Source organism: Streptomyces racemochromogenes (assembly GCF_044129415.1).
In the GTDB taxonomy this organism is placed as follows: Bacteria; Actinomycetota; Actinomycetes; order Streptomycetales; family Streptomycetaceae; genus Streptomyces; species Streptomyces racemochromogenes_A.
Genome location: NZ_JBBDHD010000168.1, coordinates 1 through 11,459, shown reverse-complemented (window position 1 = coordinate 11,459; position 11,459 = coordinate 1). Strand labels below are relative to the sequence as shown.

Annotated in this window: 11 protein-coding genes and 1 pseudogene; 5 read left to right on the top strand and 7 right to left on the bottom strand. The window is 73.6% G+C overall.

Annotated features, from left to right (window positions below; translation table 11 throughout):
- The 7 genes and pseudogenes from WDV06_RS33680 to WDV06_RS33650 all read right to left on the bottom strand — a co-directional run.
- A pseudogene (locus tag WDV06_RS33680) lies at positions 1-215 on the bottom strand (phosphoadenylyl-sulfate reductase); the annotation flags it as partial.
- A complete protein-coding gene (locus tag WDV06_RS33675; RefSeq protein ID WP_395513621.1) occupies positions 212-391 on the bottom strand; it encodes a hypothetical protein in 180 nt (59 codons plus the stop codon). The pseudogene WDV06_RS33680 and the gene WDV06_RS33675, both read right to left, overlap by 4 nt.
- Positions 388-2,094: a nitrite/sulfite reductase gene (locus tag WDV06_RS33670; protein ID WP_395513620.1), complete on the bottom strand. Its 1,707-nt coding sequence runs from the start codon at positions 2,092-2,094 to the stop codon at positions 388-390. The genes WDV06_RS33675 and WDV06_RS33670 overlap by 4 nt, the downstream gene beginning before the upstream one ends.
- A 216-nt stretch (positions 2,095-2,310) precedes the next feature.
- Positions 2,311-2,394, bottom strand: coding sequence for a putative leader peptide (locus tag WDV06_RS33665; protein ID WP_344166751.1), 84 nt, complete (start codon positions 2,392-2,394; stop codon positions 2,311-2,313).
- Between the two features lie 167 nt (positions 2,395-2,561).
- Positions 2,562-3,125, bottom strand: coding sequence for a GNAT family N-acetyltransferase (locus WDV06_RS33660; RefSeq protein ID WP_395513619.1), 564 nt, complete (start codon positions 3,123-3,125; stop codon positions 2,562-2,564).
- Between the two features lie 5 nt (positions 3,126-3,130).
- The gene (locus WDV06_RS33655; RefSeq protein WP_395513622.1) at positions 3,131-4,420 is read right to left on the bottom strand and encodes a GAF domain-containing protein; all 1,290 of its coding nucleotides are present in this window, start codon (positions 4,418-4,420) and stop codon (positions 3,131-3,133) included.
- A 437-nt stretch (positions 4,421-4,857) separates the two neighbouring features.
- Positions 4,858-6,513, bottom strand: coding sequence for an acyl-CoA dehydrogenase family protein (locus WDV06_RS33650; RefSeq protein WP_395513618.1), 1,656 nt, complete (start codon positions 6,511-6,513; stop codon positions 4,858-4,860).
- 17 nt (positions 6,514-6,530) lie between these two features.
- On the opposite strand from WDV06_RS33650, the gene WDV06_RS33645 reads away from it, so the two are divergent.
- The 5 genes from WDV06_RS33645 (at position 6,531) to rsgA (ending at position 11,416) form a co-directional block, all read left to right on the top strand.
- Positions 6,531-7,655 (top strand): YihY/virulence factor BrkB family protein, encoded by a 1,125-nt coding sequence (locus WDV06_RS33645; protein ID WP_395513617.1) that lies wholly within the window; start codon positions 6,531-6,533, stop codon positions 7,653-7,655.
- 111 nt (positions 7,656-7,766) lie between these two features.
- Entirely contained in the window at positions 7,767-8,231 is a 465-nt protein-coding gene (locus WDV06_RS33640) for a DUF1453 domain-containing protein (protein ID WP_395513616.1), read from the top strand.
- A 56-nt stretch (positions 8,232-8,287) separates the two neighbouring features.
- Positions 8,288-9,376 (top strand): sensor histidine kinase, encoded by a 1,089-nt coding sequence (locus tag WDV06_RS33635; protein WP_395513615.1) that lies wholly within the window; start codon positions 8,288-8,290, stop codon positions 9,374-9,376.
- Positions 9,373-10,053, top strand: a complete 681-nt coding sequence (locus WDV06_RS33630) for a response regulator (RefSeq protein WP_395513614.1) — start codon at positions 9,373-9,375, stop codon at positions 10,051-10,053. Before WDV06_RS33635 ends, WDV06_RS33630 begins: the two co-directional genes overlap by 4 nt.
- Positions 10,054-10,312: 259 nt before the next feature.
- Positions 10,313-11,416, top strand: coding sequence for a ribosome small subunit-dependent GTPase A (rsgA, locus tag WDV06_RS33625; RefSeq protein ID WP_395513613.1), 1,104 nt, complete (start codon positions 10,313-10,315; stop codon positions 11,414-11,416).
- Positions 11,417-11,459 lie beyond the last annotated feature (43 nt).

The following is an 11,459-nucleotide window of genomic DNA, read 5'->3' as shown; positions in this document are numbered from 1 at the left end:
GTGTCCAGGAACACCACGTCCACGCCGGGGAAGGCACGGGAGGCGAGGTGGGCGACCACCGCGTCCTCCATCGAGGAGGTCACGCAGAACTTCGTGCCGAAGGTGTCGGCGGCCCAGGTGAGGATCTCCAGGGCGGAGGCGTCCTCCAGCTCCCGGCCCGCCCGCTCGGCGAGTTCCTTCAGCTCCGTGAGACGCGTGTCTTGAACCGTGGTCATATCTCGTCCCCTCCAGCGGTGTCGGTCCGGACACCCCGTGCCAGCAGCCCGAGGTACTTCAGCTGGAAGGCCCGGTTGCAGGCCCTGCATTCCCAGGCGCCGTGGCCCGTCTCATGGGGAAACAGGTCCTCGTCGCCGCAGTACGGGCAGTAGAACGGTGCGGCGCGCTCGCTCACGACAGGTCCTCGTCCTTCGCGCGGGACACCCAGGCGGCGAAGCGCTCGCCGTCCTCACGCTGCTCCGAGAAGCGCGTGACGACCCGCTCGACGTAGTCGGGCAGTCCGGCCGAGGTGACCTTGAGGCCGCGGACCTTGCGGCCGAAGCCGGCCTCCAGGCCCAGGGCGCCGCCCAGGTGGACCTGGTAGCCCTCGACCTGGTTGCCCTCGTCGTCCAGGACCAGCTGGCCCTTGAGACCGATGTCCGCCACCTGGATGCGCGCGCAGGCGTTGGGGCAGCCGTTGATGTTGATGGTGAGCGGCTCGGCGAAGTCCGGCAGGCGCCGCTCCAGTTCGTCGATCAGGGACGCGCCGCGGCCCTTGGTCTCGACGATGGCCAGCTTGCAGAACTCGATGCCGGTGCAGGCCATCGTGCCGCGGCGGAACGGGGACGGCTTGACCCGCAGGTCCAGCGCCTCCAGGGCCGCGACGACGGAGTCGACCCGGTCGGCCTCGATGTCGAGGACGATCATCTTCTGCTCGGCGGTGGTGCGCAGGCGGCCCGAGCCGTGCTGCTCGGCGATGTCCGCGATCTTGGTCAGGGTGGCGCCGTCCACGCGGCCGACGCGCGGGGCGAAGCCGACGTAGAACTTGCCGTCCTTCTGCTGGTGGACGCCGACGTGGTCGCGCCACTGGCCGCTGGGCTGCTCGGGGGCGGGGCCGTCGGTCAGCTTGCGCTTCAGGTACTCGTCCTCCAGCACCTGGCGGAACTTGGCCGCGCCCCAGTCGGCGACCAGGAACTTCAGGCGGGCGCGGGTGCGCAGGCGCCGGTAGCCGTAGTCGCGGAAGATCGAGATGACGCCCTCGTAGACGTCCGGGACCTCGTCGAGCGAGACCCAGGTGCCCAGGCGGACGCCCAGCTTGGGGTTGGTGGACAGGCCGCCGCCGACCCAGACGTCGAAGCCGGGGCCGTGCTCCGGGTGGTTCACGCCGACGAAGGCGATGTCGTTGATCTCGTGCGCCACGTCGAGCAGCGGCGAGCCGGAGACCGCGGACTTGAACTTGCGGGGCAGGTTGGAGAAGTCCTTGTTGCCGACGATGCGCCGGTAGATCTCCTCGATGGCGGGGGTGCCGTCGATGATCTCGTCCTGGGCGATGCCGGCGACCGGCGAGCCGAGGATGACGCGGGGCGTGTCACCGCAGGCCTCGGTGGTGGACAGGCCGACGGCCTCCAGGCGGCGCCAGATCTCGGGGACGTCCTCGATCCGGATCCAGTGGTACTGCACGTTCTGGCGGTCGGTGAGGTCGGCGGTGCCGCGCGCGAACTCCTCGGAGATCTCGCCGATGACGCGGAGCTGCTCGGTGGTCAGCCGGCCGCCGTCGATGCGGACGCGCAGCATGAAGTACTTGTCGTCCAGCTCCTCCGGCTCCAGGATCGCGGTCTTGCCGCCGTCGATCCCGGGCTTGCGCTGGGTGTAGAGGCCCCACCAGCGCATACGGCCGCGCAGGTCGTTGGGGTCGATCGAGTCGAAGCCCGTCTTGGAGTAGATCGTCTCAATGCGCGTCCGCACGTTGAGACCGTCGTCGTCCTTCTTGAACTGCTCGTTGCCGTTGAGGGGCGTGTGGTGTCCGACGGCCCACTGGCCCTCACCGCGGTGACGGCCGGTCTTGCGGCGCGCGGCGGCTGCGGGGGCGGCTGCGGGCGTTTCGGGGGTGGCGGCCATGGAGGGTACGTCCTTCTTCAACGGCTGGAGGCAGGGCAGGGGAGCGGCGGGGCGCCCCTGTCACGCTGGTATCTCCGAGCAGGTGCGGCCGATTTCCGCCCCTTTGCCGGGGTTACCGGCGCGCGGGGGCGGCGTTCGGCCTTCAGGGGGCTTGCAGGTGGTCGACGCGTCCGCGGCGGCGGGGACGGCGGCGACGTGCGGCGGTGGCTGGTTCCGTCAGCTCGCCGGACACATGGCGCTGGACATGCGGCCGAGGTCGACGTGACGTCGACTCACCAAGGCGATTCCAGCTCCATTCATGGCCGAAGCGTGTCACGGGCCGATTGGAGGAGTCCACTAGTGTCCACGATCCGGACGAACTCGTCCCGGATCGTGGGACGGCGTGACGGGGGTCACGCCGTACGGAGGTTCCGCATGCGCTGCGGGCGGGGCGGAGGCCCGGACAAGGGCGGAGGCCCGGCCAGGGCTCAGGCGCCCGGCCAGGGGCCAGGGGTGGGGGTGTCCTGCTTCTCTTCCGTTTCCGTCCTGAAGACCTTGAAGCCGCGGCGCTGGTAGTTGTCCATCGCCGTCGGCCCGTCCTGGCTGCAGGTGTGGACCCACACCCGGCGGGTGGGCTCCCGGTCCGGCCACCGCTGCGCCAGGTCCCACGCGCGGGCCGTGCCCAGCGTCAGGAGGTGACCGCCGATGCGGCGCCCCCGGAAGGCCGGCAGCAGCCCGAAATACATGATCTCCACCACACCGTCCGGCTGCGGGTCCAGCTCGATGTACCCCGCCGGGGTGCCCCGGTCGTACGCCACCCACGTCTCCACGCCCGGCCGGTCCAGATGCGCCGCCCACTCCGCGCGGGTCAGCGACAGCCGGTCCGTCCAGTGGATGTCCTGGCCCACCGAGGCGTACAGGAAGCGGCTGAACTCGGGCGAGGGGACCTCGGCCCGGCGGACGGTGATCTCCGGGCCGGGCTCGGCCGCCGGGACCAGGTCCTCGGGCGAGGTCATTTCCAGGGACCAGGTGGTCAGGGTGATGGTGCTCATGCGCATCAGGGAACCACATCGCCCGGCCGCCGCCCCGGGGTCCCCCGGGGACCCCCGCGACCCAGCCGGGCCCGGACCACCGCCGGGGCCGTCGAGTGCGGCAGCAGCCCGGCCGGGTCCTGCGGGCGGATCAGCTCCACCTCCACGTCCTCCGCGAACCGGTACGGCCGGTGGCTCAGCACCCCCGCCAGGCGGCGCCGCACCCGGGAGAGCTCGGCGCGCACCGTCACCGTACGGCCGGGGTCCCCGAACAGCTCCTGCGCCAGCTCCGCCGCCGTCCGCCCGCGCGGGCTCTCGGCCAGCAGGAACAGCAGCTCCGCGTGGCGCGGGCTCAGCTCCTGCGACCAGCTGCCCGCGGCGCCGTACACCGTCGCCGACCAGGACCGGGGCCGGCTCAGGTCCAGCACCACCCGGCTCGCGGCCGCCGCCGCCGTGGACTCCGTCAGGCGCAGCAGCCAGCCGCCGGGCAGCGGCTCCGCGACGCAGTCGCCGAGCTGCGGGATCCACAGCCGCCCGGGGCCCAGCGCCTTGGGCAGCTGCACCCGGTCCGCCGGCGCCAGCCCCGTCACCGCAGCCGTCCAGCCGTGCGGGTCCACGGCCACGGCCCGCCCCGGCAGCCGGGCCAGCAGCGGGGCCGCCACCGTCCGCAGCCGCTCCAGGGACTCCAGGTGGCGCACCCGCAGCTCCCGCTCGGCGAGCCGGGCCACCGAGCTGACCCAGGCCAGCGTCGCCGGGTGCATGGTGGCCAGCGGCCCGCTCACGTCGACCACGCCCAGCAGCTGCCCGTCCCGGGGGTCGTGCACGGGGGCTCCGGCACAGGTCCAGTCGTGGTGGCTGGAGACGAAGTGCTCCGCCGAGAACACCTGCACCGGCCGCCGGGTCACGAGCGAGGTCCCCACCCCGTTCGTGCCGACCACGGACTCGTCCCAGTCGGCCCCCACCGCGAAACCCAGCCGGTCCGCCTTGCGCAGGATGCTGCTGTGCCCCTCCCGCCACAGCAGCCTGCCGTCGGAGTCGGCGACGACCATGATGTGCAGGGACTCGTCCAGGGCGGGCAGCAGCCCCTCCCGCAGCACCGGCAGGATCTCCCGCAGCGGCGAGACCTGCCGCCGCTCCTCGGTCTCGGCGGCCGACAGCATCCGCGACCGCGCGTCCCGGTCGGGGTGGACGCCGCCGGCCATCATCCGCCGCCAGGACTCGGCGATCTCCGGGCGCGGGGAGGCCGGCAGGCGGTCCCCGGCCAGCGCGGCCGCCCGTACTCCCTTGAGCAGACGCGCGGCCTCCCGCGCGTCCATGGCCGAGATGCGCGCCACGTCGACCGTGCTGCCTGCGGTGTTGGCCACCGGAACCTCCCCGTGCTGAACAGGACGTACTGCGGAAGACACCGGGGCCGGCGTACGCGCCCCTTACCCGGGCACGTGCGGCGGGCACCTGCGACCACCTGTGGACCGAAGGGTTGCAACGGTATGCAACTCTCGCCAACCCCCGGTCGCGCGACCGAAACTATCGGCACGCCGCAGAGCGGCGTGACAGCTCCTTCCTCGGGGCTCTTGGGTCCAGGGGTGGTGCCGAGTCGGCGCGGCGCCACCCCCGGTCCCACCTGGACGGGCTCGGATCCCGGCGCTGAACGGTTCAAGGTCGCGGTGGTTTGGGGACCGCCGCGGCCCCGCGGTCACGGGCGGTTTGGGGACCTCCGCGAACCACGCGAACCGCAGCGGTCAGGGGACCGCGCTCAGCCCGCGATCCGCGCCCGTGCCACGACCGCCCGCAGGTCCAGGGTGTGCGGCAGCGTCCCGAAGGCCGCCCCCCAGTCGCCGCCGAGCCGTGACGCGCAGAACGCGTCGGCCACCTCCGGCGGGGCCCACCGCACCAGCAGCGAACCCTGCAGCACCAGCGCCATGCGCTCCACCACCCGGCGGGCCCGGCCCTCGATCCCCTCCAGGTCCGCGAGGTCCGTGAACAGGTGCCTGACGGCCGCGTCCAGCCTGTGGTCGGCGCCCCTGGCCAGGCCGATCTCCAGGAGGAAGGCGTTCAGGGCCTGCGGCTCCCTGCGGAGGGCGCGCAGCACGTCCAGCGCCTGCACGTTGCCCGAACCCTCCCAGATGGAGTTCACCGGCGATTCGCGCAGCAGTCTCGGCAGTCCGGACTCCTCGACGTAGCCGTTGCCCCCCAGACACTCCAGTGCCTCCGCCACCATCGGCGTACAGCGCTTGGTCACCCAGTACTTCGCCGCGGGCACCGCCAGGCGCAGGAACGCCCGCTCCTGCTCCGTGTCCGCGTCGTACGCGGCAGCCAGGCGCAGGGTCAGGGCGGTCGCCGCCTCCGACTCCAGGGCGAGGTCTGCGAGGACGTTGCGCATCAGCGGCTGGTCGATGAGCGGTGCTCCGAAGGCAGAGCGGTGCTCCGCGTGGTGGACGGCCTGCGTCAGCGCCTGCCGCATCAGCGAGGCGGAGCCGGTCACGCAGTCCAGCCGGGTCGCCGCGACCATCCCGATGATGGTCCGCACCCCCTGCCCCTCCTCGCCCACCCGCCGCGCCCAGGTCCCGTCGAACTCGATCTCCGCCGACGCGTTCGACCGGTTCCCCAGCTTCTCCTTCAGCCGCTGGACCGCGAACGCGTTGCGCGTCCCGTCCGGCAGCACCCGCGGCACCAGGAAGCAGGTCAGCCTCTCCTTCCCCGAGGAGGCCGCCTGCGCCAGCACCAGGAAGCCGTCCGACATCGGCGCTGAGCAGAACCACTTGTGCCCGGTCAGCAGGTACTCCCCGGCGGCGTCCAGGGGCACCGCCACCGTCGTGTTCGCCCGTACGTCGCTGCCCCCCTGCTTCTCCGTCATCGCCATCCCGAACAGCACCCCGGCCTTGTCCCCGGCCGGCCGCAGCCCCTCCTCGTACACGTGCGCGGTCAGCAGCGGCTCCCACTGGGCGGCCAGCTCCGGATCCGCCCGCAGCGCCGGCACCGCCGCGTGCGTCATCGACACCGGGCATCCGTGCCCCGCCTCCGCCTGCGACCACACGAAGAAGCCCGCCGCCCGCCGCAGATGCCCCGACGGCCGCCCCCAGGCGTCGGTGAGCCCCGCGCCGACCGCGTGCCCCAGCAGCCGGTGCCAGGCCGGATGGAACTCCACCTCGTCGATCCGGTTGCCGTAGCGGTCGTGCGTCCGCAGGACCGGTGGGTTCTCGTTCGCCTGCCGCCCCCACTCCTGGGCCTGCGCCGAACCCGCCGCGCGTCCGAGAGCGGAGAGCTCCCGCCGCACCTCCTCCCGGACCCCGGGAGGCGCCTGCGCGAGGTGCCGCTCCACCCCCTCCGTGAGCGCCCGGTCTCCGAGGTAGACCTCGTACCCGACGAGCGGAGGGGCCTGGTTGCCGACTGTGTGGGTGGTGGCTGCCATGCGGCTACGGTAAGGACGTGCAGCCAGCGAAAGAAACACCCGAGGGGACCCCGGCACGCCCGGGCAGGCTCCACCGGGCCCGCGTCCTCTACCGCAACGTCTCCAAGCGCAAGATGGGCTGGCTGCTCCTCAAGGACACCGTCAACTCGTGCATCGAGTACCGGATCCTCGGCCTCGCCGCCGAAGCCGCCTTCTTCACGCTCCTCTCCCTGCCCCCGCTCTTCCTGGGCCTGCTCGGCCTCCTCGGCTACGTGGACGGATGGACGAACACCCAGTCGGTGGCCAGCATCGAGGAGAACATCCTGCGCGCGGTCGGCACCGTCCTGTCCGACCGGGGCGTCAACGACATCGCCCGCCCGATGCTCGACGACGTCACCCGCGAGGGCCGCCCCGACCTGATCTCCCTGGGCTTCGCCTTCGCCCTGTGGTCCGGCTCCCGCGCCGTCAACGTCTTCATCGACACCATCACCGTCATGTACGGGCTCGACGGCCGGCGCGGCATCGTCAAGACCCGGCTGCTGGCCTTCCTCCTCTACGTCATCGCCCTGGTGATCGGCGCGGTCGTGCTGCCCCTGATGGTGGTCGGCCCCGACGCCGTCGTCCGCCTGGTGCCCTGGAGCACCGAGGTGATCGCCGTCCTCTACTGGCCGGTGGTCACCCTGCTCTCCATCGCCTTCCTGACCACGCTCTACCACGTCTCCGTGCCCGTCCGCTCGCCCTGGATCGAGGACGCCCCGGGCGCGCTCGTCGCCCTCGCCATGTGGGTGCTCGGCTCGTTCCTGCTGCGGGTCTACCTGACCAACACCATGGAGGGACCCACCATCTACGGCTCGCTGGCCGCGCCCGTCGCGGTCCTGCTGTGGATCGGGATCTCCGCCTTCGCGGTGCTCGTCGGCGCCGCCGTCAACGCCGCCATCGACCGCGTCTGGCCCTCGGTGGCCACCGCCGCCGCCCGCGAGGCCAACGAACGCGCCCGCGAGGCCGAGGCCGCCCAGCTCGTCGCCCGCGCCGCCGCCTGGCGGGCCCTGGCCGAGGGGGAGTCCGAGGACGACGAGGACGCCGGGATGCCCTCGGAGTTCCCCGAGCGCTGGTCGAACTTCCTGCCGCCCGACGACTACACCTCCCGCCTGCGCAAACACTGACCGGCCCGGCGTCGGCGCCCCCTCTCCACCCGTGGGTGGAGAGGGAACCTCCACCCGGGATCCACCCCGGCGCCGATCACAGGGACGCGGCCCGTTCCTAGCGTGAAGGGCATGGATATCGCACGTGTTCTCGTCATCGCGCTGGTCGTCGCCTTCGTCCTCGTACGCAGGTTCGGCGGACGGCCCGTCAAGGACCAGGACCGCCTCTGGGTGCTGCCCGCGATCCTCGCCGCCGTCGGCGTCGCCGAGGGGGGACTGGTCACCCCCGCCCACCCGGTGCTCAGCGCGGTCCTGCTCGCCGCTGGGATCGCCGCGGCCGCCGGAACCGGTCTGCTGATGGGCCGCGCCATGACCCTGTGGCGCGAACCCGACGGCACCCTCTGGGCCAAGGGCAACCGCGCCGTCCTCGCCCTGTTCGGGCTCTCCCTCGCCACCCGGGCGGGCCTCGCCCTCCTCGGGGCCGCGGCCGGCGTCCCCGTCGGGAACGGGGCCCTGCTGGTGACCCTCGCGACCTGGATCCTGGCCCAGGGCCTGTCCCTGGCCGCCCGCGCCCACCGGATCCCCGCGGCGGTGTGAGGGCCGTCGCGATGCACCGCGCGCTCCCGGAGAAGGGCTGGCTACAGTGGGCGGGGATGTCGCCCCGCACCCTGCCCCTGCCCACCGACGCCCACGTCAGGGTCGCCGTCCAGGCGGCGTTGCTCGTCTGGTTCGTACACGGCCTGCTCACGCCCCCGCCCGGCGCCGCGGCCCTCGCCTGCGGGCTGGCCGGCCTCGGCCTGACCCTGCTCGGCGTCGCCCTCCTCGACAGCAGGCCCCGCACCGGGGCGGCCGTGCTCGCCGCCGCCCTGGCCGCCGCCACCGCCACCGGTCTGCTGGCGCCCGCCACCCCCTGGGTGGTCCTCCTCTTCGCCGTGTGCGGCTTCGCCGCCGCCCGCCTCGGGGCCGTCCCCGCCGCCGTCCTCCTCGCCACGGCCGCGGCCGCGGCCGTCGCCGTCACCCTGGGGCGCGGACGCGACCCGGTCGAGCTGTGGAACGTCGTCGGCCTCTGCGGGATGTTCGCCTACATCCGGGCCGGCCGCTCCCGGCGAGCCGCCGCCGAGTCCGAACGCCAGCGCGCCCTGCTCGCCGAACGGGCCCACGTGGCCCGCGAGGTCCACGACATCCTCGCGCACTCCCTCTCCGCCCAGCTCATCCACCTGGAGAGCGCCCGGCTGACCCTGGAGGCCGGCCGCTACGACGAGGCCGGGGTCCTCGTGGAGCGGGCCCGCGCCCTCGCCAAGGGCGGACTGGAGGAGACCCGCCGGGCCGTCGCCGTGCTGCGCGGCGACACCCCGGCCCCGCGCGAGGCCCTCACCGCCCTCGCCGAGGAGTACCGCCGCACGACGGGAGCCGCCTGCGCCCTCACCTTCGGCCCCGGGCCGTGCCCGCTGCCGCCCCAGGCGGCGCTCGCCGTCGTCCGCACCGCCCAGGAGGCCCTGACCAACGCGCGCAAGCACGCCGCCGGCGCCCGCGTCGAGATCACCCTCGGCTGCGCCGACGGGCGCTACGAGCTGTGCGTCACCGACTCCGGCGGCACCGGAGCCGCGCCGTACGCCGCCACCGGCGGCGGATACGGCCTCGTCGGCATGGCCGAACGGGCCGCACTCATCCGAGCCTCACTCGACGCCGGACCGCACGGCACCGGCTTCCGCGTCCGCCTGGAAGGACCCCTCGCACCGTGAACGAGAGCGACGCCCCGATCCGCGTGGTCGTGGCCGACGACCAGACCGTCGTACGGGAGGGGCTGGTCCTGCTGCTCGGTCTGCTCCCCGGCACCGAGGTGGTCGCCTCCGCCGCCGACGGCGCCGAAGCCGTCCGGCTCGTCGCCGAACACGCCCCCGACGTGGTCCTGATGGACCTGCGCATGCCCCGCATGGACGGCGTGGAAGCCACCCGGCTGATCACCGGGAACCACCCCGCGACCGGGGTCGTCGTCCTCACCACCTACAGCGACGACACCTCCGTCATCGAGGCCCTCAGGGCCGGCGCCCGCGGCTACCTCACCAAGGACGCCGACGCGCAGGAGATCGCCCGCGCCCTCGCGGACGTGCGCGCCGGCGCCACCAGCCTCGGCCGGGCGGCCCAGGAACGCCTCGTCGCGGCCGCCGTCGCCGCCGAACCGCCCGCGCGGCCACGGGAAACCGGCCTGCCCGACGGGCTGACGGCGCGCGAGGGGGAGGTGCTCGCCCTGATCGCCGACGGCCGGTCGAACGCCGAGATCGCCCGCCGGCTCACCATCGGCGAGTCCACCGTCAAGACGCACATCAACAACCTCTTCGCCAAGACCGGGGTGCGCGACCGCGCCCAGGCCGTCCGCTACGCCTTCCGGCACGGGCTGGCGGCCGCACCCGGGGATTAATTCGGTGGTGCGGTTCTCCTGGACCGGGCTATGGTGCCGGAGTGCGGAAGAGCGGGGCACAACCGCCTTCCGGAAGAGCCTCGTTGGCTCGCCGAGATCCCCACAGGAGGTGAGAACGTCGATGACTGTCACGGTGACGGGTGCCGCCCGCGTTCAGGAGTTCGTCTTCGTTTCCGCCCCCGTGGTCTCCGGCTGACCTCACACCTCTTCGTGCGCCGCCGCGCGCACCCTGCCGGGGCCACCCTGTGAAGGGTTCCCCTTGACTCTCTCTTCCTCCCTTTCCGCCCAGCCGCACGCCCTCGCCCCCTACGGCTGGGACGAGGCCTGGGCCGCCGAGTTCGCCCCGTACGCCGCCGAAGGACTCCTTCCCGGCCGGGTCGTCCGCGTGGACCGCGGCCAGTGCGACCTCATGACGGAGCGGGGCGCCGTCCGCGCCGACACCGCCTTCGTCACCCCCCACGACCCGCTCCGGGTCATCTGCACGGGCGACTGGGCCGCCGTCGAGGCGACCGGCAACCCCCGCTACGTGAAGGCGTACCTGCCGCGCCGCACCGCCTTCGTGCGGTCCACCTCCTCGCAGCGTTCCGAGGGGCAGATCCTCGCGGCCAACGTCGACCACGCGATCATCGCGGTCTCGCTGGCCGTCGAGCTCGACCTCGGCCGGATCGAACGCTTTCTCGCCCTGGCCTGGGAGTCGGGCGCCCAGCCGCTGGTCGTCCTCACCAAGGCCGACCTGGTCCCGGACCCGGACACCCTCGGCCACCTCGTCCAGGACGTGCAGACCGCGGCGCCCGGCGTCCAGGTCCTGACCGTCTCCTCCCACACCGGCGAGGGCACGGACGTCCTCTCGGCGGTCGTGTCCGACGGGACGAGCGTGCTCCTCGGGATCTCCGGCGCGGGCAAGTCCACGCTGGCCAACGCCCTCCTCGGAGAAGACGTCATGGACGTCCGGGCCACCCGCGGGGTCGACGGCAAGGGCCGCCACACCACCACCACCCGCAACCTGCTCGCCCTCCCGGGCGGGGGCGTCCTGATCGACACCCCGGGTCTGCGGGGCGTCGGGCTCTTCGACGCGGAGGCGGGGGTGGGGCAGGTGTTCTCGGAGATCGAGGACTACGCCGCGGACTGCCGCTTCCACGACTGCGCCCACCAGGCCGAGCCGGGGTGCGCGGTGCGGGCGGCGGTGGCCGACGGGGCGCTCCCCGAGCGGCGCCTGGAGAGCTACCGCAAGCTGCTGCGCGAGAACCAGCGCATCGTGGCCAAGACGGACGCCCGCCTGCGGGCGGAGATCCGCCGCGACTGGCGCGCCAAGGCGGCGGAGGGCCGCGCGAACCACGCCGCGAAGCGGGGCGGCCGGGCCTGACCTCCGCGCCCGTCGCCTCCCCCGGCGGTGGCCGGGGGAGGCG